Origin of the sequence: Paenibacillus sp. MMS18-CY102 (assembly GCF_009789195.1) — a bacterium.
Classification (GTDB): domain Bacteria; phylum Bacillota; class Bacilli; order Paenibacillales; family Paenibacillaceae; genus Paenibacillus_T.
The window spans coordinates 86,849-112,010 of the sequence record NZ_WSTC01000019.1; the positions used below are offsets into that span (position 1 = coordinate 86,849).

A 25,162-nucleotide genomic window follows, 5' to 3' on the forward strand; every position below is an offset into this window, starting at 1 on the left:
ACAATCCCCTGGTCTTCCGGCCCTTTGTTGCCGGAGGAACGGGCGGATGTGCCGCCTTTTTGCGCGAAAAGCGATGATGGAGAGGACGAAGCACCCTTTATGCTCAAGAAGGACTCATTAATTAAAGGTACGATTATTCTTGCCGTTGCGGCGCTTGTAGCTCGCGTGCTGGGCATTTTCCAGCGTGTGCCGCTCGACTATGTGATGGGCTCGGCGGGAGGAGCCGCGCTTGGGCTAGCCAATCAATTCTATCTATGGCTGCTGATTATTGCTACAGGCGGCATCCCGAGTGCGATTAGCAGGATGGTATCGGAACGCCATGCCCTGGGCAAAGCAGGAGAAGCGCAGCGCATTTATAAAGCGGCACTGCTATTCGGGGCAGTAGCAGGCGTCATTATGGCAGCCGTGTTATATTTTATTGCGCCTTGGTACAGTACGCATTTATCGCGGTTTCCGCTTGCGGACAAAGCGATTCAAGCCATTGCTCCAGCTCTCCTGTTATTCCCGACGATCGCGATGATGCGCGGCTATTTCCAGGGGCGGCAGATGATGGCTGCAGGCGGGATGTCCCAAATCGTCGAGCAAATTCTTCGCGTCTTGCTCGGTGTTGGGCTTGCTTTTCTAGTGGTGTCATGGGGCTATGGAGACCGTTGGATCGCTGCTGCAGCTTCAGCAGGCAGTGTATTCGGCGGCGTAGGCGCCCTTGCCGTCATGATTTGGTATGGGCGTAAATTGGGCCGGATGGATGCGGCGGAGGTGCGCGCAGGGCGCATGCGGTTCGAGAAGTCCAACTTGCCATTCCGTTCGATTTACAAAGAAATATTCACGATGTCGCTGCCGATTGTCGTTACGGCGATGACGGTGAACCTGCTCTATTTGTTTGATAGTTCATTTCTCGTTCGTTTGAGTGGCGACTTCTATACCGCCCTGCTGGCCGATAAGGTAGCGGATGCTTTCAGCATGAAGGCTGTTTCATTGGCAGGCATTCCGCCGATATTGGCCATTGCGCTTAGTTCGTCGATCATTCCGGTCATCTCTTCTGCGTTCGCGGTACGCAATATGAATGAGGTCACTCGCCAATCCTCGCTTATCATGCGAATCGTTGTGTTTACTGGCGTCCCAGCTGCGCTAATCATGACGGTTGCTGCCGAATCGCTCACAGGCCTTGTTTTCGAGAATGTATACGGCGTCGGGATTGTTGCTTTATTAACAGCGGGAACGATTTTCCAAATTTCCATGATGACGAGCAATTCGATTCTGTACGGTTTCGGCACGCCTAGAATCCCGATGAATAACACGTTAATCGGGCTTGCGGTTAAGCTGGTTGCCAGCGTAGCGCTGGCGCCACTCTTAGGCATTTATGGCATGATCCTTGGCTCTACACTTTGCTACATTGTCATAACGGTACTCAATCTGCGTGCAATTCGACAAGTTGTGCCTGTTCGGACGCTGGGCGGCAAATGGGTTGGGTATATCGCAGCAGTCATCGCCACAGGTGCTGTCGGATTTGGCATCGATTATGGCGTAAGAACGCTGTTGCTCGATGCAATGCCGCACAAGCTTGCTTACTTGTTTAGCTGCTGCGCAGCTGGTGCTGCCGCAGGCATTGTATATGTCGTATTGCTCGTTCTGCTGCGCGTTGTTCAACCGTCAGACCTAAGTTCTTTCCCGGGTCCGCTGCGCAAATTGTTCCGTCCGTTGATGCGTTTGGCACCAGCTTCAGCAAGAGGTTAGGACGCTCGAACCAATTTATTATTTTCGCACCGGAATCTATCTCCACATGGTAGAATGAGAGTGGTAATTAACCATTTATTCATTATTCTTTCAAGTGGAAGGGGTTTTCCGGTTTTGAAATGGACCAAACGAATGAAACGTACGGCGTTGATCATGCTAATTGCAGTAGTAGCTGTAATTGCTGGATGCCAAGCAGTAGCGGGCGTTGATTTTAACAAAGTGATTGTAAATTCCCTGAAGGTAGATTCGGCAGAAAGCAAGTCAACCATCTCCCTCCAGCTGCTTACAAACAAAGAACTCATCGACGAATTGGAGCTGCCAGCACAACAGCAACGGCTGCTTACGCTCGTTTCGAATTTGAAACTGCAAGTCAATGAAGCAAAAGTACAAGATGCGAATCATATGTCGGCCAAAGGCGCGTTGACGCTGGGCGACAGCAGCTCGATCGGTTATGGTTTGGTGATAGATGGCGATTCGGCGATTATTACGCTGGATGGCGCCAAGAAGCCGTTCGTCCTGGATATGACAGGCACTACGGCACTTGAGACGCTGGGCATGGAAGCGCCTGCGGATTCATCAGCTAAGCCAGCTTCCGACGAGACCTTAACGGCGCTTGGCAAGAAGCTGATCGACCAAATCGGCGGATACTTAGTCGGCACAATGCCGAACCCAGAAGGCCTCAGCGTCGTTCCGGCACAAGCAAGCGTGAATGGGGAAACGCTTACGCTCGCGCATGTTAATGTGCAGTTAGATGCAACGCAAGTCTGGGCTTGGGCCAAAGATTACCTGACGAAGCTGCAAGGCGATCGCGAAGGCCTGCGTAAACTCATTGTCGGCGTAACGGACCTGCTGATGGAGGACCCGGCCCTGTTGAAAGCAATCGTAGGCGATGACAGCGAAGAGCCAATCGCGAAGCCAACGGATGAAGAAATTAACGAGATCGCGGATTCGATTATCGAATCGATTCAATCGCTTACTACGGTTATGAAAGATACGGAGAAAGATAAGGACTTCAAGAAGCTTGTGAACAAAGACAGCTACGTCAAAGCGGATCTGTATGTTGATTCCAAGCTCGACGTTCGTAAAACCGATGTTGAGGTGAAGTTCAAGCCAGATGCTTCTATCTTTGAAGATGAAGGCATTCCATTCGAAGGTGTCGTTCTGAATGTCAATCAAGAGATGTGGAACGTGAACGGCACGGTCGTGTCTGACAAAGTGGATGCCCAAACGAAGAAATCGGCACAGCCGATTGAAGCGTTGGCCCAGAAGCAAGGTTATGAAGTGCTTCGCATGTTCGACACGAAGTCCACGGTATATAGCTTGCTGCGCAATGACCTTCATATCGGCAAACAAACGGTTTCGCTATATGTATGGGATGAGAGCAATCCGCCAATCATTACACCTGCAGGCGTTACATTAGTGCCGCTTCGTGAAGTTGCGAATCAATTGGGCGCTTCGCTCACGGCTAGCAACGGAAAGCTAACGTTCTACGATCCAGCCAAGAAAACAAGCATTGTGCTGCGTAAAGGCAACAAGCAAGTGTTGGTGAATGGCAAAAACCAAACCTGGTCATTCCCAGTTACGGCGATTGGCGGCACGACTTATGTAGCTGCACGTGACTTGGCTAAAGCGCTTGGAACGACGATTCAATGGATTGGGGACAGCAACAGCAAATACATCTTCATGATGGAACGTGAAGTGTCCTAAGAGGTTTGCTGTACGCATTACGGGAGGATGATACACGATGATTACACTTACGACAGATGAGGCTTTTCGCGAGGCAGTTGCTGGCGGGCTAACGATCGCGGTATTCAAAACAACCTGGTGTGCGGATTGCCACTTCATCGACCCGTTCATGCCAGACTTGGAGCAGGCTTATGCGGATCGCCTTACATTCGTTCATGTCGACCGGGATGATCTTCCGGATCTGTGCAGTGAGCTGAACATTCTTGGCATTCCAAGCTTCATCGCATTCAAGAATGGCAAGGAAGTCATTCGCTACGTCAATAAGCTGCGCAAAACGCGCGAGGAAATCGAGCAGTTCCTCGATCGGGCAGTAGAGGTAGCGGCGGCATTGCCGCAACAATAGGCTGCGGGGACCGCAGCTTAATAAGCCCAGGCAGGCATCGGAACAATCCGATTGCTTGCCTGGGCTTTCTTATTGCATATTCGCTTATTTTTGCGATGAAATGAGCCGTAAAGGCGCATGCTATCGGATACGAGCAAGCGGAAGTGTCCCATTTTCGACATAGCTTTCAATTAGCCATAGGGCTATAATGAATGTAATTATTTCAAGTCATATTGGCTTACAACTATTTAGAAACTGGGTGATGATTGTGATATCAGGCCGTTATCGTGCGGTAGCTACCGCTTCCTGTATTGTCATGCTTCTCGTCCTGCTCGCGGGTGCACTCGTTACGAATACCGATTCTGGCCGCGGATGTGGGGATGATTGGCCGCTATGCAATGGCCAATTCGTTCCAGCTTACACGCTGGAGTCGCTGATTGAGTATTCACACCGCTTGATTAGCGGAATGGCAGGCATATTGACGTTAGTTACGTTCTTGTACGCATTGATTCATAAACAGCATAAAGAACCTTTATTCTATGCGAGTACAGCGCTTGCCTTAACCGTTGTACAAGCGTTGATGGGCGCTGCAGCGGTCATGTGGCCGCAATCGGATGCTGTCATGGCGATTCACTTCGGCATATCGCTTCTGGCTTTCGCAGCCACGCTGCTGCTCGTCGTGTGGATTCATCGATTCAATAAGGGCCGCGAAATGCTTGGCTCAGCATCGGCTGTGCCGAAGCGATTATACGGGCTGCTAGTGTTTACGGCGATTTACAGCTATTGTGTCGTGTACTTGGGCGCATTCATTCGCCATACTGATTCATCGGGCGGTTGTATCGGCTGGCCGCTGTGTAACGATGAAATCGTTCCGAAGCTTGAAGGCGCTACTTTGCCAGTCTTCATTCACCGCATCGCAGCCGTTATTTTGTTCATTATTGTACTGTATCTGTTCTTGGCGATTCGCCGAATTGGTGCGGGCGGGCAAGCGCTTCGCGTGTCTAGCGCATGGACGCTTGGGCTCGTTATCGCACAGATCGGCAGCGGGGCATGGCTGACGTTAACGCTGACGAACGAAGATTGGTTCGTGTTCACAAGCCTGCTGCACAATTTGATCATATCGGGCTTGTTTACGATGATACTGGATATGGTGATACGCAGCTGGAGCGCAAGGCGGAGTGGTTAACGAATAGCTTAGTCACGCGACAGGAGGATGAATGCTGTGCTACGTATGATGTTTAGGGAACCGCCTCGCATCCCGGAAGGGCAGTTGGCTGAGGCGATCAATCAGATGTGGTCGTTTGCTGAACTCATGCAGCGCCATATTCAATCCGATGGCGATCCGGAGCATAAGCTGCGGAAGTATGAAATATGGACGCGTGGATTAATTGGCTCTATTGATGAGATGGAGCAGAGCTGCTATGCAGCTAACCGATTCGCAGAGAAGCTGACAGGCGTTGCCGTCCACGAGATGGCAGAAGAGGAACAGCTGGATTATCATCGTTATGTCTTTTTTGATAAAAACGGGTTTATTCGCATGTTCGCCTTGCTCGACAAGCTGGGGACACTGCTTAACAATGTGCTTGGGCTTGAGACAGAACGGATGAAGGCGCAGTTCTCCTATTTTACCGTACTCCGGAATATGCGGCTGAATAGAAAGCATCCTGCATTAGGGACGGCGCTTGATGAGATCAAGGAGCGTTACAAGGAGCCGATGAACCGGCTGCGCAAACGGCGCAACGTCGAAATTCATTACATGAATTCCGAGCTACAGGATGATTTGCTCCAGAGCTATAATCAGAGCGGTGAAAAGCATAAGCTAGAGAATATTAGCATGCAGACAGAGGATCTAAGGTTAGGGCTTGAGCTCGTGCTTGAAGCGCTCCAGCTATCCTACCGGTATTGCTGCGAGCAATGGGGCTGCGAATAAATAAATCAAATGGTTTCAAAAAAAAGAGTCTTGTCTCATCAGCGGCTAAAGCCAGCTGTGGGACAAGACTCTTTGCATTATGCGTAGTTCTAATGCTGCGAAGGACGATTAGAATACCTGTACAACCTCTTGTACGCCCTCTACTTCTTCGAGCAGTGCGCGTTCGATGCCAGCTTTCAACGTGATCGTCGAGCTTGGGCAGCTACCGCAAGCGCCTACCAGGCGGAGCTTTACGATGCCTTCCTCCACGTCTACCAGCTCAACGTCACCGCCGTCACGCTGAAGGAACGGGCGCAGTTTATCGAGTACGTCCAATACCTCGTCGTACATCGTCGATTGGTTAGTTTCGCTCATTGCAATCAACTCCTTTCTCCCCTATTATAGTACAAAGCGATTCAAATGAAAATGGACCGGAACGTTCGTAAGGCCAATTTCACTTTATTTTTTTTAGTAAATGGAGGTGTACCATAATGCTGAAACCGATCATTGAGTTTTGTGCGAGCAACATGCATCACGGCACCGATCGGATCATGAAGCGGCTAGAGGAAGACCCCGATTACGAGGTGATCGAGTACGGTTGTTTAGGCAACTGTGGAGAGTGTTACCTGTTTCCGTTCGCGCTCGTGGACGGGGAAATCGTAGCCGCCGAGTCGGCGGACCGGCTCTATGACGAGATCGTAAAGATGACGGGCGAGCAGCGCGCTCATCGCGAGGCGCTGGACAAGCTCATCGATGATTTATAATAAGTGCTAAACGTAAAGCTAACCGTTAACCAATATGATGTTTGGACTTCCACAACACGCCTGTTTTGAGCATACGAGGCACCCGGCCCATTAGAGCGGTTTTGCCCATTAGGCCAAAGCCGGCTTTTTTGCCGAGGGAGCCCAGCATGCCTTTGAGCTTAATCTTGCCAAGCTTCGGCGTCTTGCCTTCCCAGATCGCATGGATAACATCGGCTACCTGCTTGCCTTGTGCGCCTGCAGCTTGGCCGCTTGGGGCATAAGGAAGTGAAGCGCAGTCGCCTACGATGTACACGTTTGTATGTTGAGGCAACTGATGGTATTCATTGATGATAAGCCGTCCTGATGGGTCTTTAGGCAAATCCATTCGCTGAACGAGCTCTACAGGCTGAATGCCTGCTGTCCATACTGTCTCGTCTGTGTAGATCGGGTCTGTGCAATTGCCGTCATAGAGCATGCCCGGCTCAACGCGCGTAAGCGAGACGTTGCCGCGCATCTCAACATCATGCTCACGGAACCAGTCCGCTACATAACCTTGCAGCTTCGCAGGGAACGCCGACAGAATGCTTGGTCCCCGGTCCAGAATACGGATGTTCAAGTCTCCCCGGCTTTCGCGCAGCTCTGCAGCAACTTCCACGCCGCTAAGGCCGCCCCCGACGATCGTCACTTGGCCATTAGGCTTTACGTCATTGAGCAATTGGTACGTTTTGCGTGTAGCAGAGAACGTTTGAATGCTGCATGCGTACTCCTCGGCGCCTATGATGCCATGGAACTTGTCGGTACAGCCTAATGCGATAACAAGATCGTCGTAAGCAATTTCTCCGCCGTCGCCTTCCATAATGACAACTTGGCGAGCCAGATCAACATCTTGAACTTCTCCATAAGTAAGCAGAAGCCGCGGATCGCGAGGGAAAGCTACACGAACCTCAAGGTCGCTTACCGTGCCTGCCGCTAGCGCGTAATATTCCGTTTTTAACCCTTGAAACGGCATCCGGTCGATCAACGTAATAATGGTGTCGCTCGGAACGCCATGTTCAATTAACTGATTGGCAACGGCCTGGCCACCATAGCCGCCGCCCAAAATCACAACTCGTTTCATAATATGCACCCATTCCCATATCCCGTGTTGTACCCATTAGTCTGTCCTGCTGCTTGCTTGCCCATGAATCCAAAATAATAGAAAAACGTGAAACGGCGGTTAGTCGTAGACGCGAATTTCGTTGTACAGCGTGTCGCGTTCGATCGCGATGCGCCCTGCGCCTTTTACAAGCCAGACGAGCTCGTCGCGAGTAATGCCTTCTGGCGTCAATGCGCCTGCGGCATGGCTGATGCGCTCCTTCACCATCGTGCCGTGCACGTCGTTCGCGCCCATGGCGAGCGCTACTTGCGTCAGTTGGAGGCCGATGTTAATGAAGTAAGCTTTGATATGCTGGAAGTTATCCAACATGAGGCGGCTAATCGCAATCGTCTTCAGATCCTCGAATGCCGAATTGCGGCGCTTAATGCTCGCTTTCGGGCTGATCGGCTGCATCGACAGCGGGATAAATACGAGGAACCCGTTCGTCTCGTCCTGCAGCTCGCGAATTTGGATCATATGGTTGATGCGGTCTTCCTTGCTTTCGACGGAGCCGTAGAGCATCGTCGTGTGCGTTTTGAGGCCGAGCTGATGGGCAGCACGATGCACTTGCAGGTACTGGCTAACATCAGCCTTCGTTACCTTCATTTTCTTGCGGTATTGGTCAGACAAAATCTCGGCGCCGCCGCCCGTAAGGGAAGCTAAGCCAGCCTTGATCAGTTCCTGCAGCACTTCCGTGTAAGAGAGGCCGCTAATCCGCGAGAAGAAGTCGATCTCTGCCGCCGTATAAGCTTTCAGCGTGACGTCCGGATAACGTTCCTTCAGCGCTTTGAGCGAATCGACATAATATTGGAACGGAACGTTCGGATTATGTCCGCCTACGATATGGAACTCGCGTACGCCTGGGTGGAAATGCTGGTCCACATATTCGATCATTTGCTGGCCGGACAGTGTGTAGGAGCCCTCTTGCCCTTCATCCTTACGGAAGTTACAGAAAGCGCAGTGCGCCTCGCACACATTCGTAAAGTAAAGGCTCATGTTCTCGATGAAATACACTTTGCGGCCATTTTTGCGCATATTGACCTCGTTCGCAAGTTGGCCAATTGTCAGCAGGTCATCGGAATTATACAAAAATACGCCATCCTCAAGCGTTAGACGCTCTCCGTTGTGTACTTTTTCCTTAATTTCCTGCATCCGCTTCAAATCGTTTGGTAGCGCAATGTTCATTGCCGTTTCCCTCGCTTTCCATTGCTTAAGTCTATGCTCGTCGGCAGGCGGCCGGCTGCTCAGCAGCAAGGAAACCACGCGATAAAGGCATTCCAACGGAATGCCTGCCGATGCTGTGCCGTATGCCTTATTGTATGTTGGCGACGCCGCAGCAAATCAGGCTTGGCCAAAGTTTGTGAAAAAAAGAACTTGGTCATCCCAAAAAAACAACTCTATTCATTATAAACCTGTCGGGAAGGAGCGGCAACCACAAAAGTAAGCAAGGTGCAAGATGGCAAGGAAGGGAATGCTGGCTATGGCATTCTTGTCCGGCAAAGGGCGTTCGGCCCCTTGAGGGGACGGGATAAAGGGAGTATACTAAGGGCAAATGAATCGCATGTTTGAACTTGAAGGAGGGTTTGCCGTGATTAAAGTAAGCGATACGGCTGTCGATAAAATCAAAGAAATGCTTGAAGCAGAGGAAACGCCGAATATGTTCCTGCGCGTAGGCGTTAAGGAAGGCGGCTGCAGTGGCTTCTCCTACGGTATGGGCTTCGACGATGAGCGCCATGAAGGCGACCAAGAGCTTGACGCGAACGGGCTTAAAGTAGTTGTTGACGGCGATAGCGTGAAGTACCTTAACGGGCTTGAAATCGATTGGAAAGACGCAGCAATGGGCGGCGGCTTCACGATCAACAATCCTAACGCAACTGCTACATGCGGCTGCGGTTCGAGCTTCCGTACAGCGACAGAAGCGGGGAATCCTGCGGCTGAGCCTTGCTAAGGGAATTGGAATAAGCATATGGAAAGCCTTTGGAGGCATGACGGTGACGTTATGCAATCCAAAGGCTTTTTGTTTACTGGAGTATGAGCGCATGATCGGCCTCAAACTTCATGAGGAACTTGATGAATTTGATACTGTTGATGCGAATCAGAAGGTAGAGGAACTTGCGGACTTGGTTGAAGTCATTTATGCCTATCTAATTTATAAAGGCGTGAGCATCGAGGAGTTCGAGCGGATACGTTTGAATAAGCTAGATCGTCGTGGAGGGTTTCAAAAACGGTTCATGCTTGGGGCAGTTACATAGTTAATTAATCGTTGTCATCAGATGTTGCTAAAGATATACTGAATATCAAACAACTAGAATAATTAGACGGATTATACATTTGAGTGATCATAGAGAGGGCGTGTGATGGTGGAAGAAGCAAACAAGAATTTAGAACTAATCAGCAAATTTTTCGAATGTTATGGAAGCGGGGATTTGGAAACGATGAAACGCGAGATTTTGGCTGAGGATGTCACTTGGATTATTCCTGGCCATCATCCGCTGGCTGGCGTGAAGAAGGGAGCGGATGAGATCGTTAATTATTTTGCGACGATTGCGAAAGCGAACTTCAAAGCTGAAGTGGTTTCACTTTCTGCCAGCGAGCATCATGTTGTGGATGTGCACCGCGGCTGGGGCGAGTACGGCGAGCATAAAGTGGATATGAACTGGGTGCTGGTGTACACGATTGAGAATGGCCGGATTAAATCCGCCCAGAATTTTGCAGCAGACCAGCATGTTGCAGACCAATTCTTCTGGAACGTTTGGGGAGAAGAGCTGAAGCCTGTTCCGGATCGGCTGAGGGATTAATTAATTGAATCTTTAACCTGCCGGGCAAGTGGAAGTGCACGCGGCAGGTTTTTATATTTGTATTTATTTATATAGGTAAGGTGAAATAATGGTTCAGACAAGGTTAGGGGTAACGGCATGCATCGTTATGTTGGTATTGGCGGCATGCCACAATGGTTCGAACGATGTCGGCTATTCAAAACAAGCTATACACCAAATTGATCCCATCGTTGAATTTCAACGGGAAGTTATTCCTATTGTGGAGGATGTTTTGGCAAAGCAGTTCCCAGTTGATAATGCTAAGAATGACGCATTTTTGGAGCAAGGAACCTTGTATTTTGATAACAAGGATATAAGAAATTTGAAAGTCGTATTGTTGATCGATCAACCAGATACGCAAGAAATGAAAGCATTTCGAAAGGAACTTGAACAAAAGCTTGAAGATAAGGTGATATTCAAGAAAGCGAAGCATAATCCTAAATTTTTAAGCGAATTGGCTAAGGAAATTGCTATTGATGTTACTGTACTCGTCGGGAAAGGGAAGTTGTCAACGGTTTACTATAATATAAGTGATGAATGCATCGATATCGAAGCGAAATTAACGGATGCCCAGATCGAGCATTTGATTGGCAAGTACGGATCTGATTATTTACGAATAACAAATAAAGAGCCAGCACCTGGCATTTTATTGGATGAGTTCTAATTTCCATTTACTTGCTGCTTTTCTCCTGATCTGTTATCATTTTGATTACAGTATTGAAGGAGGCGGTTATTTATGGAAACGATCCAAGTATTAGCAATCTCGGGAAGCCTTCGGCAGAAGTCATCGAACTCGGCTTTAATGCAGGCTATTATTGATCGGGCACCGGAAAATATGAGCTTCAACGTCTACAGCGGGATAGGAGAGCTGCCGCATTTTAACCCGGATATTGATCTGGATGAAGGCCCTGAATCTGTCCAAAATTTGCGCCTGCAGCTCAAACAAGCAGACGCTGTGCTCATTTGCTCTCCCGAATATGGCAATGGCGTACCTGGTTCATTAAAGAATGCACTTGATTGGATCGTCTCTTCAGGGGAGTTTGTCAATAAGCGGACGGCGGTAATTACGGCTTCCCCTACGCCAATGGGCGGGGACAAGGCATTCGCTTCGTTGTTGCTAACGCTGCGCATGATTAATGCGATCATTGTAGAAGAGGCTTCCATTATGATTCCGCAGATTTCGCTTAAGCTTAATCAACAGGGTGAAATCACAAGCGAGGAGCTGCAACAGCAGATTGCAACGGCATTAGAGGCACTTGCACAAGCGGCAGGGGAGTAGTGGTGAGGGAAGAACACCGTATATAAGAACACCTATAAGCAACAACACAAATAAAGAGGCCCTCGCGGGCCTCCTGACGGTGGTTTGATTGACTGGTTTCATCAAATTAAACACTACGCATTTGTTAGCTTTCATGGGCACGCTTGTTAGCGTGTGTGACTAGAGTAAATACTCTGCGGCACAACCCCTCGCTTCCTTGGCTTCGTGACAATTAAATGCTTCCCGTGTTCCCTGTACCCTTTAGTGAGTCCAATGGAGCCACACCTCTCATTCGCACCGTCCTTAGTATGATGCTCCGTTTACAATATCTTTATACATGGCACTTCCATAATTTTTGAACGGCCTGCTTATTTTATTATCCAACGGATCATCGCTTCTATTTTTGTAGCAATAGGGGTGGCCGTATTGTTGTTGCCATATTGGCTCAGATAAGGGATAGCGTACGGTTTCCATGCACATTGGCATACAAAAAAGGAAGCCTTTTTTAAGGGCTTCCTTTTGACGGTGGTTGATTGATTGAGTCTTCGAATGGAACACATCGCGTTTGTTAGCTTAACTTGGGCAACGCTTTTTCAAGCGTATGTGAATCAGAGATACTCTGCGACACAACCCCTCGCTTCCTTAGCTTCGTGACTTTTCTTCAGTCTCCTGCAGCCCTTGCACCGATTGGCTCAATGGAACTACACCTCTCTTCGCACCGTCCTTAGTATGATGCTCAGGTGCCCCTCATGTTATGCATCCCAGTTCTAAAATCCTAAAAATCGTCTATATTTACCATTTGGGAAGCGCGATCTGCAATTATGCGCTATAATAGAATTTTGTAATGAACGAAATTCAGGAGTTGATTGGTTTTGAACAAGCTAGGAAGAAATGAACCTTGTCCATGTGGAAGCAAACTGAAATATAAACGCTGTTGTATGGAGAAGGATCAGGCGGAAGCACGGGAGCAAGCGGCGAAGGCAAATCAAGCTGCTAATGCCAACGCGCCAGTTACAGTTGAAGGCATGAACAAATGGATTGCTGAGCTGTCATGGAAACGTCCAGAGGAGCGTGAAGCAGCAGAGCTTCTCGTTGCGCGGATGGATGGCGATTATGAGCCGAGTATTATCGTACGGGCTGTGTGGGTATGGCATTGCTATGCAGATGAGTCCTCTATTTCAGCGGCGATCAAACCGGAGTCCTATTGCGCAGCTGTTGAATACTTAATGAGTGAAGCACATGACCTGCCAGCTACGCAAAAAGCGATTGCAGCGAAGTATGGCGTTTCCCCAACAACGTTATCCAAGCGGAATAAGGAATTGACCGAATTTTTCAGCGAACGCGCAGCTAAGGCGGACAAGCCGGCGGATGAGCGTGTGCCGGTTATGGTGTAATAAGGCTCATATTTTATCCAAAAGAGGACAGGCGGCTTGCTTTAGGCAACCGCCTGTTTGCTTGTTTTAAAAGGCAAATAGCACGTAGCGTTCACAAAGTAGAGCCACCCGCTGATTGACGATGCATTTGTACAACCCCTATACTTACTAATAGTAACTGAGCACCGAATGATGAGGCAGGGCCATGGACATGATGAGAACGGGTGGCGATGATGAATGGAACTACAATCTGATGTGTGCATTGTTGGGGCAGGCCCAGGCGGAGCGCTGCTAGCAACGCTACTGGCTGAGGCAGGCATTACGGTCATATTGCTCGAGCGGCATGCAAGCGTGTTTAAGGAGTTTCGCGGCGAGCATTTGAACGAGGATGGCGAGCGGATTTTGCGCAAACATGGCGTATATGAGGCGGTGTCCAAGCTAGGGCTGCTGCTCATGAAGCGCATTGAATATATGGAGCATGGCAAGCTTATTCGAACGGTTAAGCCAGAAGAGGGCCATGCGCATGTGGGCATTCATGTGCCGCAGAAGCATTTGTTGCAGGCGCTATTTAATCGGCTGGATAGGAATCCGAATGCACAGCTGCTTACTGGGGCTGCCGTTAACCAGCTGCAATACGACGAACAGGGAGCAGTAATCGGCGTAAGCGGAAAACGGGGGGATGAGTCGTTTATCGTGCACAGCCGTATCGTTGTTGGGGCAGACGGGCGGTATTCAACGGTACGCAAACTGGCGAATATCCCAACGGATGTGTTGAGCCATGGCTATGACCTACTGTGGGCACGCATGCCAGCTCCAGCTGGATGGGAACCTGTCATTCGGATGACGCTGGCAGAGGGTGCTCAATTGGCGTTATTTACGCAACAAGGCGGTTATATACAGATTGGCTGGAGCATTCCAGAAGGTGCCTTTGCCGCAATGAAATCAGGGCCAATAGACGGGTTAGTCCATTCACTTGTACAAGCTTATCCGGACCTTGAATCAACAGCTCGAACCTATCTGCAATCGTGGCGTGACATGGTGCTGCTTAAAGTGCATAGCAGCCGAGCGGATTCGTGGGTAAAGGATGGGCTCGTTATTATGGGCGATGCCGCACATACGATGAGCCCGACAGGGGCATTCGGCTTGAACTGTGCGCTCAACGATGCGGATACGTTAGCAAGCGTGCTTATCGAAGCGTTAGCAGAAGGCGACACTAGCGCAGCCCGTTTAGGCGCGTTTGAGCGTTCGAACCGTATCCCGACTGAAGCGCTGCAGGATCGCCAGATGGAGATGGAACGGACGTTTGCGGGCAACTTCAGCATTTAATGGGCAGTTCTTTCGAATTGAAATCATATCATCCCCTTGCCCTAGCGGCGGGGGATGTTTGCTTTTGGAATGGCGCATGTCTTGCAATCCACTCTATCAACTACTTAAAAAGGCGATTCCCTTCTGGCATTCATCCAAGAGACACCTGTCTTTCGGTCATATGCTATCTTATGACGAATGGGAGAAGGAGTCGATAGATATGGTTGAATCACAGGGAAGGCAGCTGGCAAGCAAGTGGGCCAAAACAGCCGCGTTGCTCGGTCATTCCATGCTGGCAGCACATATCCCGCCAACCAGGATGTATTCGGCGGATAACTTGCGTGCAATGCTTAATACGCATGAAATGGTGGTCATTAAGCCGGTTCGCGGAGCAGGCGGGCACGGCGTTATTAAGGTACAGAAGGAAGGAAGCGGATACTCGCATAGCTATTATTCGAACACAAGCCGGTTTTCCAGCTTTGAAGGGCTGTTCGCTTCACTGGCTTCTGTGAAGAAGAAACGCCCTTATTTGATTCAAAAGGGAATTCGCTTGGCAACGATTGGCGGACGCCCAATCGATTATCGGGTGAAGTACGTGAAGACGGATACGGGATGGGTTTATCGCTCCATGGTCGGCAGGCTGGCGAAGCCTGGTTTATTCGTCACTAATCTGTGCCGTGGCGGCACGATGATGACAGCAGCGCAAGGCATTAGCCGTTCGCTCTCTTCCGGACATGTAGCTTCGAAGAAGCGGGAGATGCGGGCATTGACTGTTGCAGCAACACAAGTGCTTGAATCTAAGTTTCCGGGAATTGGGCAGCTGGGCTTCGATTACGGGATCGACAGAAACGGAAAAATATGGATATTTGAAGTCAATACTCGACCACAATAAATCGGATTCCTGCTTCAACTTTAATCGAAACTACTCATTTTATGATACAAAATGCTAAGTATAACCAGTATGTTCGATTAAACTTTTTTATGGGAAAACGCTATCCATAGGCTGTGTATAAGACTATCCACATGTTCCCCATTGTAATTCCTCATCTTTCCACATATACCCACACACTGTACACATGCTGTACACATAGAGCTGTGGATAATCGGAACGCTTGTTCCGTTCTTAGCCCCATGCTAATATGGGTTAGGAATTAAAAGGAAACTAGTGTGAAGGGAGTGTGGGAGATGGAGTTGCTGTCTGATGACTTGCTAGTGGACACCTATTTTGCGGCTATCCAATTGCATCTTGACCAGGAATTTATTCGCCTGATCAGCGAAGAGATAATGCGCAGACAGATCAACCCAGAAAGCTACCGTTTAGGAGCGTAACTCATAACCAAGCCTCTAATCCATCCCTTCCGTAACAGCTACCTCGAAGGTAATGGCACAATACGGACAATAGGCGACATGACGGCATGACGCCCCATCTTCTTGTTGATTAGCGGCATACTCGACTTCTATCGGTTCATAAGGCGCATAAGGTCCCATCCAGTCACTTGCTTTGCCGTTATCCTCTGCTATAGCGGAACATGTCAGGCAGCGTGCATCAAGCAAACGTAGGCCGTTACAGACTGCGCACAATTGCATAAGGGTATCCTCCTCGGTGGCTGGCATGGCTCATTCCCAAGGTAGGATACCCTATTTTCTATAGCATCATTTTATAATTTCATGTTACTGCTGTGTCCGGGAGAAAGCTTGGCACTTGGGTCCAAATATACCTTTGCGTTGTTGACAGCAGTTGGCGCTTCCCCGAATCCGACAGCGATCAGCTTCAGCTTGCCAGGGTAAGTCGTGATATCCCCCGCTGCGAAAATGCCCGGAATGCTCGTTTCCATTCGAGAGTCGACGACAATCGATCCGCTTTCAATCTCGATTCCCCAGTCTGCAATTGGCCCGAGCGAGGAAATAAACCCGAAATTCACAATAACGGCATCCACGTCAAGTATGTTTCGTTCCTTTGTCTTCACATGCTCAAGCACCACTTGTTCGATGGTTTCTGCACCATGAAGGGCAACGATCTCGTATGGAGTCACAATGTTCACTTTGGACTGATAGAGATTTTCGACGCTATGCTCATGCGCCCTGAACTTATCGCGCCGGTGGACAAGCGTCACACTGCTTGCAATCGGCTCGAGCATGAGCGCCCAATCGACCGCAGAATCCCCTCCGCCGCTAATGAGGACATTTTTTCCTTTGAATTGTTGAAGGTCATTAATGAAGTAGTGCAAATTTTGTTTTTCGTATTGGGCAGCCTCGGGAAGATCCAGCCTGCGCGGCTCGAATGCGCCTACGCCTGCTGTTATGATTACGGCTTTCGCATAATGGACGGTTTTGTCCGTTTGAATCTCGAATAATCGCTCGTCGCGCTTATTGACTTGAATAACCTTTTCTTCGAGGCGGATGTCAGGTGAAAAATGAGCCATTTGCTTCTGGAGCTGGTTCACAAGCTCGCCTGCTGTAATGGAAGGGAAGCCTGCTACATCATAAATGTGTTTCTCAGGGTACAAGGCAGCCAACTGGCCGCCAAGCTGGGGCATGCTTTCAATAACGGTGACCGAGGCTTGGCGCATGCCGCAATAAAACGCTGCAAACATGCCAGCGGGCCCTCCGCCGATAACGGCAATGTCAACAGGTTGAAGCTCGTAATCAGACAAATCGGGAACCTCCTTCGGAAGCTAAACTTTGTCTTGCGCTTACATGGCCTACGGGCGTGATCCTCTTCCATTATAGACGGTTTTTAGGGCGTTCGGGAACCGCCCAATTGGAACTTCTGACGAACATTTTCGTATAAATAACTATTGAACTTTTGGTGAAAACTATGTATCATTCTTCATGAATGTTTTATTCGACAATCCGTGTCGACATGCCATTAGACAGGTGTTTTGAACGGACAAACGGGAGATAGATTTTATTTTTTAGGCTTGGTTTGTGTAATTTTTCACAAAGTAAAATCGGTCTAATCATAAACCATACAATCATATAAAAACAAACGGATAGGAAGGGATTCTACCATGAGTAACATACCGAAAATCGTCATCTTGGGCGCTGGCTATGGCGGCGTGCTGACGGCGCTTCGGCTTCAGAAGCAGTTGAATTATAACGAAGCTGACGTCACGCTCGTGAACAAGCATGATTACCATTACATTACGACTCATCTTCATATGCCTGCGGCAGGCACGGACAATCCAGAGAACGCTCGCGTGAGCATTTCCAAACTTATTGATGAGTTCAAAATCGATTTCGTAAAATCAACGGTTGTGCAAATTCGGCCGCAAGACAAGAAGGTTATTCTTGAGGACGGAACGCTTTCCTACGATTATTTGGTTATCGGTCTCGGCGGCGAGCCGGAGACGTTCGGAATTCCTGGGTTGCTGGAAAACGCAATGAACATCCGCAGCATTAACTCGGTTCGTCTCATTCGCGAGCATATCGAGTACCAGTTTGCACGCTTCAAGCGTGAGCCGCATCGTACGGACTACCTGACATTCGTTGTCGGTGGCGCAGGCTTCACGGGCATCGAGTTCATCGGCGAGCTGGCGGACCGTATCCCAGAGCTGTGCAGAGAGTTCGACGTTGATCCGAATATGGTCAAAATCTACAATGTAGAAGCAGGGCCTTCGGCGCTCCCTGGCTTTGATCCTGAGCTTGTTGAGTACGCAATGAATGTACTGACTAAGAAGGGCGTTACGTTCAAGATCGGCACAGCGATCAAATCGTGCTCCCAAGACGGCGTAGTTGTACAAAAAGGCGAAGAGCCGGCGGAGGAAATCCGCTCGCAGACCGTTATTTGGTCTGGCGGCGTTCGCGGCAACCGCCTCATTGAGGAAGCTGGCTTCGAGACAATGCGCGGCCGCGTGAAAATTGACGACAATCTGCGTGCGCCAGGCAGCGACCATGTCTATATCGTTGGCGACAACTCGCTGATGTTCAACGAAGAAGGGCGCCCATATCCGCCAACTGCCCAGATCGCTATGCAGCAAGGCGTCGTATGCGCGCATAACCTTGTCGCTTCGATCCGCAACCAACCGCTGAAGAAATTCGTGTTCAGCAACAAAGGAACGGTTGCATCGCTCGGTAAAGGCGAAGCAGTCGGGATCGCATTCGGCAAGAAATATAAAGGCCGTTTTGCAGCATTGCTGAAAAAAGTAATCGACATTCGTTACTTGTTCATTATCGGCGGATTGCCGCTCGTATTCCGTAAAGGCAAGTTCCTGTAATGCGTCATTGCAGCGTACAAGTACGCGGGCTGTTGACGAGAGAGGAGCTCGACCGGTACAACGCCTTAATGGAAGTCGGCTCGTACTTAGAGTCGCAGAGCCAGTATGATCTTGCTTATACGGTGCAGAAGGAAGTCGACATTCTCATCATTCCAGCGATCGAGCGGTTGAAGGATAAAGGGCGTGCAAGAGACCGTGCAACTGCTGAATATTTGGAAGAGAAACGGCGCCTGGCGTTAGAGCTGGAGCTTGAACAATTGGAAAACGAAGATTAATAACGCAAACGTTTGACTAACATATACGAACCTACACGACTACAACCAACTACCACTCACCACGAGCCTCCGACAGCAGCATGACAACGTTATGTTGCTGTCGGAGGTTTTTTCTATTCGCGACAATTGGAAGGGGTTCCCTCAGGATGAATAGTTTGCAAACGCGTATTGTGCTTGTTTTCTCGATTATTATTACAATTTCGGCAGCTGTGCTCGGCTTCACCATCGTAAACGATGCGCAGCGGCTCGTCGTGCGCTCAATGGGCACACAAGCAGAATCCATTGCTGCCCATGCAGCGGCTGCAATCGATAGCAGCCAATTCGCCCAGCTTTCGGCAGAAGGTGCATCAGATTCGGCTGCGTACTACAAGGCGCTTCGGACGAAGCTCAATGAGATGAAAGCAGCGTATGGCCTGAAATATTTGTACACGATGGGCAGTAAAGAGGTTGATGGAAAAACACAGTACTACTATGTGGTGGACGGGGCGCCGCTCGAACAAACGGAGGATGTATCTGCATTAGGGGAGGTTGAGGAAGAGCAGTATGCTGGGCTTATTCAATCGTTCCAGAAGCAAGAAGTGACAGTAGGAGAGCTATCGAGTGATGATACATACGGTGCAACGGTGACGGCCTATGTTCCGATTCGGAATTCGGAAGGCGCAATGATCGGCGTCGTTGGCGCAGACTTTGATGCGACAGAAGTTTACGCGCTTATGAAGCGCAATAAGACGACAGCATTATCGATCGGAATTGGGGTTCTGATTGTATCCTTGTTGGCTACTTTGTTATTTGCCAAACGGCTCGTTAAGCCGCTTAAGCGGCTAACAGTCGAGATGGCTCGCGTCCAGCAAGGGGACTTAACGGTACGTGTTACGGCGCAGGGCAAGGACGAGACGGGCAGGCTTGCCGGTGCGTTCCAGTCGATGGTCGATGATCTTCGGGGCATGATCATTCGGCTGAGCGATAATGCGATGCAGCTTCACTCCGCTTCCCAAGAGCTGTCAGCAAGCGCGGAGCATACCCAGTATAATGCGGAGCAGATTACGGCGCTTATTCGGACGACGGAGGAAGAGGGCATTCGCCAGACAGCACGCTCGGAAAATGTACTGTCCGCGATTGGAGAGACGGACCAGTCCGTTCAGCGCATTGCCAGTGCGGCGACGGTCGTGGCGATGGCGTCGCATGGAACGGCATCTGAAGCAGCCGCAGGGGGCAGATCTGTCCAGCAGGCGATGGGGCAGATGGAAGCGATCCATCGCAATACGGCATCCATGAAGGATGATGTAGAACAATTGTCGGAGCGCTCGGACCAAATTCGTTCCATTATGGAGATGATCGGCTCGATCGCATCGCAGACGAACCTATTATCCTTGAATGCAGCGATTGAGGCAGCGCGAGCTGGCGAGGAAGGCCGCGGCTTCGCCGTAGTCGCGGAGCAAGTACGCAAGCTGGCGGTTCAGTCGGAGTCTTCGTCGCGCATCGTGTCTGAGCTTATTATGGATATGCTCGTGCGCATCGAACGAATCGTAGATGCCGTACATGGCGGCAGCCGCGAGGTAGAGGAAGGGCTGCAGATCGTTAGGCAGGCAGAAGCATCGTTTGCCTCCATCATGGAGGAGATTAGCAAAGTGTCGACGCAGATGGACGAGCTCTCTGATGTATCGAGCCGGATGGCAGCAGGCTCCAAAGCAGCGAATGAGGCAAGCACGGAGCTGGCTGCCAGCGTGCAGCAGTCCGCAGAGCGCTTCGCGAAGGTTGCGTTGGCAGCGGAGGAGCAATCCGCATCAATGCGGCAAATTTTCGTTTCCTCCGAGGCGCTTGGCGGCATGGCGAATCAGTTGACCGAGATGATTGCGAAGTTCAAGTCGTAAGGCGGACGGAGTCCGCGTAACGCAAAAAGGGTGTCCCAGGAGCGTAAGCTTAGGGACACCCTTTTTCAATTAAAAAGAACCCGTTTGATTGTTGGAAATTGTAACGGACCGAGCGGCCTTTATTCGCCCCCAATTAAGCACATTTGTATGCTAACGGACTGAGCAGCCGCTATTTGGCCAATTTCGTCCTCACAAGGCAGTAAAATGGCTAAATAACGGCTGTGGAGTCCGTTATATTTGCAACGGGCACTTTTGGAGGGCTATAGCGGCTCTGTGGTCCGTTAGCAAATTAAACCGACAACAGCTCGCTAAGCTTTGCTTCTGTCAGCAGGTTGCCGACATAGAATTCGCCGAACTCGCCGAAGCGTGCGCTCACTTCGTCGAAGCGCATTTCATAAACGAGCTTTTTGAATTGAAGCGCATCGTCCGCGAACAGCGTAACGCCCCACTCCCAGTTGTCGAAGCCAACGGAGCCTGTAATGATCTGTTTCACCTTGCCAGCATATTGGCGGCCAATCATGCCGTGGCTGCGCATCATCGACTTCCGTTCATCCATGCTGAGCATGTACCAGTTGTCGTTGCCTTCGCGGCGCTTGTTCATCGGATAGAAGCAAATATGGTTCGCTTTCGGCAATGTAGGCCTCAGGCGAGCAACAACTTCCGGCACTTGAAGCGGGTCAACGCCCGGCTGTCCCATATAGTTGCTCAATTCTACGATGCTTACATACGAGTAAGTAGGCTTTGTGAATTTCGCGAAAGCCGTTTTGTTAAACGCATTCTCAAGCGCATTGAGTTCCTCTAGCGTTTCACGAAGATGCATGAACACCAGGTCTGCTTTTTGCCCGATAATTGTATAAACTGCTGTGCTGCCTTGTTTCATCTCGTTCACATGATCCCACAGCTTAAGGTAGACTTGAAGCTCGTCCGTCGCCTGCGTACGTTCCTCTTCGCTTGCGGCCTTCCAAGCTTGCCAATCAATCGTGCGGAAATCGTGCAAGGCGTACCAGCCTTCTAAGGTTTGTGCTGCTTCACTCATCGTAATTCCTCCGTATCGTTCATTTTCGCAATTGTTACCATTGTAGCGTAACGAACGTTCGAAGAGCAAATGGCGGACTTGTGACATTTGCTTCTAGCAAATTGACTTCCGAACAGCCTTTCATTAAACTGAAAATAGCAAATCTTATCGGATATTGATCTCAGGGATAAAAGGGGCATACGGTCGATGATTCAAGTGATTGTGGCAATGGTGCTGTTCTTTATTATGATGTTCGGCATCGGGTTCATTCTGAATATGCTAATGAAGACAACGTGGTTCCCGATGTACCTGTTCATTATCGTGCTAGTACCGTTAATGATCTGGGGCACATGGGATAAAACGGTTTCATTCGCCGACAACTTTACCGCGTTTACGATTATCGATATACTGCCGGCCATCACGGCATTGATTGGCGCATATGTGAGTGGTTGGACGATTCAAGCGCTGCGCAAGGGCGGCTACAAAATGTTTTAATAGCAAAGCAGTGACAAATTCCCTCGATTGGTTCGGGGGAATTTTCTATTTTTCGACGCCTGCCTTGTGGGCCTGCTTTATGATAGAATGATAGGAAAGTCAGTTACGGGATGGAGTAGATGCAATGCGCATTACACATGTGCTGCAGTTTACCGAACACCACCGGTATTACACGTTTCGCGGTTTTTCGCTAAGCCCGCTCGATATGCGAATGCTTTCGCTTATTTATCAGCCGATGATTGGTGCCTCGGCTATTAGCCTCTATCAATTGCTGTACCATCAGGTGATGGAAGGCAGAACGGGATATTCGGCAGTGGAAGCGCATCGGATGCTGTTTCTAGCGCTAGGGCTTGAGATGAATGAACGGGGCCGCAAGAAGCTGCTGGACGACACGTCACGGCTAGAAGCAGTAGGGATGCTGCAAACTTCACGTTTAGCAATGCCCGACAATGATGATGTCGTATACGAGTATGAGTTGTCAGCGCCTCTTGCGCCGGATGAGTTTTTCCGCAATCAGCATCTTACGCTCTTGTTGCGGGACCAGATTGGAAAATATTCGGTTATCGCTCTGCGGGAGTCGTTTAGTTCGAAGGAGCCGGACGAGCTCGCAGAGGCAAGATGGCATAAGGAAAACATTTCGGTACCATTCTATGAGCTGTTCCGCTTGAATACATCGAATGTGGATGATGAGCTTGAGCAGGCGCTCACAGAGGTTGCACCGGCACGCCAGCCAGCTCCGCCTAAGCCGCTTTCGTCTGAGACGGCAGGCCTTACCGCTGGCGAACTGCTGATGCGTTTCCCGCGCGGAGCTGGCAATCGCAAGTATGTGGAGCGGCTTCGCAGTGACGCAGATGCGATGTCACAAATTAATTACGTCGCTTATAAATACAATATTGGCGCTGCAGATGTATGCCGTTTGTTGGACGAGGACGGAGTCTTTACGGCACAGGGTGAGCTGCTCGTCGATGAGCTTCAGCTGCGGGCGAACCAATTGTATCGCCAAGACAAGAAGCGGGAATCGGACCGCCAGCGCGTAATGGCGAAGTCGGAGGCAGCTGCCCGCGAGTCGAGTGATGCCGAGGACGAGGAAGAGTACGGCGTTCCAGAAGAGCTGTACATGGAAGTGCCGAAGCGCCTGGAAGGGCGTTGTGACATTCACCAATACAATATGCTCATGCGCAATGAGCCTCATACGCGGTTCCTGCAGCGTTATTTCCCAGGTGCGGTGCCGGATATGATCGACCGTACCTTTGAACGGATTGATTTGAATTATAAGCTGCCCGCAGCGGTAATCAATGTCCTTATCCATTATGTGATCGGAACGAATGATTCACAGCGCGTTACCAAAACCTTTATCGAAGCCGTAGCATCCAATATGCTGCTTAAGCAGGTGGACACGTTCGAGAAGGCGGTTCGTTATGTTCGGGAGCAGCAACTGATCGAAGCCGACCGTGGGCGGCAGCCAGTTGGAAGCGCGACGGCGGGCAGTGGGCGCGGAAGAGGAAGGCCGAGCGGTGCTTCGTCCCGTAAGCCGGCAATTCCGATCGTGCAGGAGCAGGAGCAGGCCGGAGGCACGCCATCGGCTGAGAAGCTGGAGGAGCTGCGGCGGTTGGCGCGCAAGCTGGACGGCAAATAATAGAAACAAGCACCGATACAATGACAGGAGGTGAGCCGGCATGGAATCGCTTGGCGATTTGTTGAAACGGACGCCCATCGGAGGCGAAGCGATCCGCCGTTCCGCCGAATTGATGGACGAGCTGCTCGCTGATCCGCTTATCCAGCGGTTCCGGGCGAAGCATCCGGAGCTTGATGAGAATACGATCCGTATCAACTTGAACCGGTTCTACCAATACGTGAAGGAATACCGCAACTGCGAGCAATGCCCGGGGCTTGCTCGTTGCCCGAACGATTTTGAAGGGCATTATACGATGCTTCAGTGTGAAACCAACGGCGGCGCGGTGCAGATGTATGATCGTAAAGTATCGTGCAAGAAGTTCATCGCCCGGCAAAATGAAGAGCAGATTCGAAGCCGAATCCGCAGCTTCTATATTGATGAGAAAGCGCTGAACAACGGCGGTTATTCGGCAGAAGAGATTATGACGAACGACCTGAACCGCATCGAAGCGGTAGGCCAGTTGATGGAATATATCGATCGGACGAAGGAGCAAGGGCTGCAGACGACGGGATTGTACCTTGCGGGCCGATTTGGCACGGGCAAGACGTTTTTGATGTGCTATTTGCTCCATGAGCTGGCGAAGATCGGCCATTCGGGCGTAATCGTCTATATGCCGGACTTTGTCGAGGATCTCAAGGCCATGATGCATGAGCCGGGCAAGCTGAAGGAAACGGTCGACATGATGAAGGAAACTGATCTGCTCATTTTCGATGATATTGGCGCGGAAAATTTGAGCCCATGGGTGCGCGACCATGTCATGGGCGGGATATTGAACTACCGGATGGAGCGCAAGCCAACCTTCTACACATCGAATTATGAGCTTGATGCGTTAGAGCAGCATTTTAGCTTCACTAACAAGGATGGCGATGAGCGCCATAAGGGCGAGCGGATCATGGAACGGATACGCTCGTATGTGGACGTCATTCGAGTGACCGGCGCGAATAAGCGCAAGCGTTAACGTGGAGACAGCGGGATGGATGCAGACAGCAAAATAGGACATAGAAGGCCGAACAGGTGCAGACAGCAAGTCTGGCAGCCTGCTTCGGCTTTTTTTGTTTGGTTAAAGTGTTTAGGCGGAAGGTCGAACCTGCCCTATCGGTGGGTAAACGAGCAAATGGGCGGAATAGGGCAGGAAAACCGAGGCCACTGAAAAACCTTACACTTTTATCTCGCGAAACTGTAAAAAAGACATCTACCTCCTTTTTTTAGAGGCGGATGTCTTTTTTTAGATCCTAAATCGGTTTATTTACCACATTTTTTCAATCTGCCAGTT

Annotated in this window: 27 protein-coding genes; 21 read left to right on the forward strand and 6 right to left on the reverse strand. The window is 50.1% G+C overall.

What is annotated here, in order from left to right:
• The first annotated feature begins 99 nt into the window (after window positions 1-99).
• From GON22_RS15710 to GON22_RS15730, 5 genes are all read left to right on the forward strand, one after another.
• Window positions 100-1,734: a putative polysaccharide biosynthesis protein gene (locus GON22_RS15710; RefSeq protein WP_160397048.1), complete on the forward strand. Its 1,635-nt coding sequence runs from the start codon at window positions 100-102 to the stop codon at window positions 1,732-1,734.
• Between the two features lie 114 nt (window positions 1,735-1,848).
• Window positions 1,849-3,441, forward strand: coding sequence for a copper amine oxidase N-terminal domain-containing protein (locus tag GON22_RS15715; RefSeq protein WP_160397049.1), 1,593 nt, complete (start codon window positions 1,849-1,851; stop codon window positions 3,439-3,441).
• Window positions 3,442-3,478: 37 nt separating this feature from the next.
• Window positions 3,479-3,823 carry a thioredoxin family protein gene (locus tag GON22_RS15720; protein ID WP_160397050.1) on the forward strand — a complete coding sequence of 115 codons (345 nt, stop codon included), beginning with the start codon at window positions 3,479-3,481 and terminating at the stop codon, window positions 3,821-3,823.
• Window positions 3,824-4,064: 241 nt separating this feature from the next.
• Window positions 4,065-4,988 (forward strand): COX15/CtaA family protein, encoded by a 924-nt coding sequence (locus GON22_RS15725; protein ID WP_237179183.1) that lies wholly within the window; start codon window positions 4,065-4,067, stop codon window positions 4,986-4,988.
• A gap of 45 nt (window positions 4,989-5,033) precedes the next feature.
• Window positions 5,034-5,732, forward strand: a complete 699-nt coding sequence (locus GON22_RS15730; RefSeq protein ID WP_336604322.1) for a Cthe_2314 family HEPN domain-containing protein — start codon at window positions 5,034-5,036, stop codon at window positions 5,730-5,732.
• A 108-nt stretch (window positions 5,733-5,840) separates the two neighbouring features.
• Here GON22_RS15730 and GON22_RS15735 read toward each other — a convergent pair whose 3' ends face one another.
• A complete protein-coding gene (locus tag GON22_RS15735; protein WP_006040508.1) occupies window positions 5,841-6,086 on the reverse strand; it encodes a NifU family protein in 246 nt (81 codons plus the stop codon).
• Between the two features lie 119 nt (window positions 6,087-6,205).
• Between GON22_RS15735 and GON22_RS15740 the strand changes: the two genes are divergently transcribed.
• On the forward strand, window positions 6,206-6,475 hold the full coding sequence (locus GON22_RS15740) for a YuzB family protein (protein WP_160397073.1): 270 nt from the start codon (window positions 6,206-6,208) through the stop codon (window positions 6,473-6,475).
• Between the two features lie 25 nt (window positions 6,476-6,500).
• On the opposite strand, the gene GON22_RS15745 is transcribed toward GON22_RS15740, so the two are convergent.
• Together GON22_RS15745 and mqnE are read right to left on the reverse strand one after the other, a co-directional pair.
• A complete protein-coding gene (locus tag GON22_RS15745) occupies window positions 6,501-7,571 on the reverse strand; it encodes an NAD(P)/FAD-dependent oxidoreductase (protein ID WP_160397053.1) in 1,071 nt (356 codons plus the stop codon).
• Window positions 7,572-7,670: 99 nt separating this feature from the next.
• Window positions 7,671-8,774 carry an aminofutalosine synthase MqnE gene (gene mqnE, locus GON22_RS15750; protein ID WP_160397054.1) on the reverse strand — a complete coding sequence of 368 codons (1,104 nt, stop codon included), beginning with the start codon at window positions 8,772-8,774 and terminating at the stop codon, window positions 7,671-7,673.
• A 403-nt stretch (window positions 8,775-9,177) separates the two neighbouring features.
• Here mqnE and erpA point away from each other — a divergent pair, with 403 nt between their 5' ends.
• From erpA to GON22_RS15795, 9 genes are all read left to right on the forward strand, one after another.
• Complete coding sequence (gene erpA / locus GON22_RS15755) at window positions 9,178-9,537, forward strand: iron-sulfur cluster insertion protein ErpA (protein WP_336604319.1); 360 nt, start codon at window positions 9,178-9,180, stop codon at window positions 9,535-9,537.
• Between the two features lie 43 nt (window positions 9,538-9,580).
• Window positions 9,581-9,841, forward strand: coding sequence for a nucleoside triphosphate pyrophosphohydrolase (locus tag GON22_RS15760; protein ID WP_160397055.1), 261 nt, complete (start codon window positions 9,581-9,583; stop codon window positions 9,839-9,841).
• 105 nt (window positions 9,842-9,946) lie between these two features.
• Window positions 9,947-10,387, forward strand: coding sequence for a nuclear transport factor 2 family protein (locus GON22_RS15765; RefSeq protein WP_202113259.1), 441 nt, complete (start codon window positions 9,947-9,949; stop codon window positions 10,385-10,387).
• An 88-nt stretch (window positions 10,388-10,475) separates the two neighbouring features.
• Complete coding sequence (locus GON22_RS15770) at window positions 10,476-11,069, forward strand: hypothetical protein (RefSeq protein ID WP_160397056.1); 594 nt, start codon at window positions 10,476-10,478, stop codon at window positions 11,067-11,069.
• A gap of 72 nt (window positions 11,070-11,141) precedes the next feature.
• On the forward strand, window positions 11,142-11,684 hold the full coding sequence (locus GON22_RS15775; RefSeq protein WP_160397057.1) for an NADPH-dependent FMN reductase: 543 nt from the start codon (window positions 11,142-11,144) through the stop codon (window positions 11,682-11,684).
• An 851-nt stretch (window positions 11,685-12,535) separates the two neighbouring features.
• Complete coding sequence (locus GON22_RS15780) at window positions 12,536-13,057, forward strand: SEC-C metal-binding domain-containing protein (protein ID WP_160397058.1); 522 nt, start codon at window positions 12,536-12,538, stop codon at window positions 13,055-13,057.
• Between the two features lie 216 nt (window positions 13,058-13,273).
• Window positions 13,274-14,362 carry an FAD-dependent monooxygenase gene (locus tag GON22_RS15785; RefSeq protein ID WP_160397059.1) on the forward strand — a complete coding sequence of 363 codons (1,089 nt, stop codon included), beginning with the start codon at window positions 13,274-13,276 and terminating at the stop codon, window positions 14,360-14,362.
• Between the two features lie 199 nt (window positions 14,363-14,561).
• Window positions 14,562-15,233 (forward strand): YheC/YheD family protein, encoded by a 672-nt coding sequence (locus GON22_RS15790; protein WP_160397060.1) that lies wholly within the window; start codon window positions 14,562-14,564, stop codon window positions 15,231-15,233.
• A gap of 275 nt (window positions 15,234-15,508) precedes the next feature.
• Window positions 15,509-15,670 carry a sporulation histidine kinase inhibitor Sda gene (locus tag GON22_RS15795; RefSeq protein ID WP_336604320.1) on the forward strand — a complete coding sequence of 54 codons (162 nt, stop codon included), beginning with the start codon at window positions 15,509-15,511 and terminating at the stop codon, window positions 15,668-15,670.
• 15 nt (window positions 15,671-15,685) lie between these two features.
• Here GON22_RS15795 and GON22_RS15800 read toward each other — a convergent pair whose 3' ends face one another.
• A complete protein-coding gene (locus GON22_RS15800; protein ID WP_160397061.1) occupies window positions 15,686-15,928 on the reverse strand; it encodes a hypothetical protein in 243 nt (80 codons plus the stop codon).
• 71 nt (window positions 15,929-15,999) lie between these two features.
• Window positions 16,000-16,995 carry an NAD(P)/FAD-dependent oxidoreductase gene (locus GON22_RS15805; protein WP_160397062.1) on the reverse strand — a complete coding sequence of 332 codons (996 nt, stop codon included), beginning with the start codon at window positions 16,993-16,995 and terminating at the stop codon, window positions 16,000-16,002.
• 357 nt (window positions 16,996-17,352) lie between these two features.
• On the opposite strand from GON22_RS15805, the gene GON22_RS15810 reads away from it, so the two are divergent.
• From GON22_RS15810 to GON22_RS15820, 3 genes are all read left to right on the forward strand, one after another.
• On the forward strand, window positions 17,353-18,558 hold the full coding sequence (locus GON22_RS15810) for an NAD(P)/FAD-dependent oxidoreductase (RefSeq protein ID WP_160397063.1): 1,206 nt from the start codon (window positions 17,353-17,355) through the stop codon (window positions 18,556-18,558).
• Window positions 18,558-18,833, forward strand: coding sequence for a hypothetical protein (locus tag GON22_RS15815; protein ID WP_160397064.1), 276 nt, complete (start codon window positions 18,558-18,560; stop codon window positions 18,831-18,833). Before GON22_RS15810 ends, GON22_RS15815 begins: the two co-directional genes overlap by 1 nt.
• 146 nt (window positions 18,834-18,979) lie before the next feature.
• On the forward strand, window positions 18,980-20,704 hold the full coding sequence (locus tag GON22_RS15820; protein ID WP_160397065.1) for a methyl-accepting chemotaxis protein: 1,725 nt from the start codon (window positions 18,980-18,982) through the stop codon (window positions 20,702-20,704).
• Between the two features lie 289 nt (window positions 20,705-20,993).
• Here GON22_RS15820 and hemQ read toward each other — a convergent pair whose 3' ends face one another.
• The gene (hemQ, locus tag GON22_RS15825; RefSeq protein WP_160397066.1) at window positions 20,994-21,740 is read right to left on the reverse strand and encodes a hydrogen peroxide-dependent heme synthase; all 747 of its coding nucleotides are present in this window, start codon (window positions 21,738-21,740) and stop codon (window positions 20,994-20,996) included.
• 186 nt (window positions 21,741-21,926) lie between these two features.
• On the opposite strand from hemQ, the gene GON22_RS15830 reads away from it, so the two are divergent.
• The 3 genes from GON22_RS15830 to dnaI all read left to right on the forward strand — a co-directional run bounded on the left by GON22_RS15830 (window position 21,927) and on the right by dnaI (window position 24,847).
• Complete coding sequence (locus GON22_RS15830; protein ID WP_160397067.1) at window positions 21,927-22,214, forward strand: YuiB family protein; 288 nt, start codon at window positions 21,927-21,929, stop codon at window positions 22,212-22,214.
• 124 nt (window positions 22,215-22,338) lie between these two features.
• Window positions 22,339-23,850, forward strand: coding sequence for a DnaD domain protein (locus tag GON22_RS15835; RefSeq protein ID WP_160397068.1), 1,512 nt, complete (start codon window positions 22,339-22,341; stop codon window positions 23,848-23,850).
• A 40-nt stretch (window positions 23,851-23,890) separates the two neighbouring features.
• Window positions 23,891-24,847 (forward strand): primosomal protein DnaI, encoded by a 957-nt coding sequence (dnaI, locus tag GON22_RS15840; protein WP_160397069.1) that lies wholly within the window; start codon window positions 23,891-23,893, stop codon window positions 24,845-24,847.
• The last annotated feature ends 315 nt before the right edge of the window (window positions 24,848-25,162 follow it).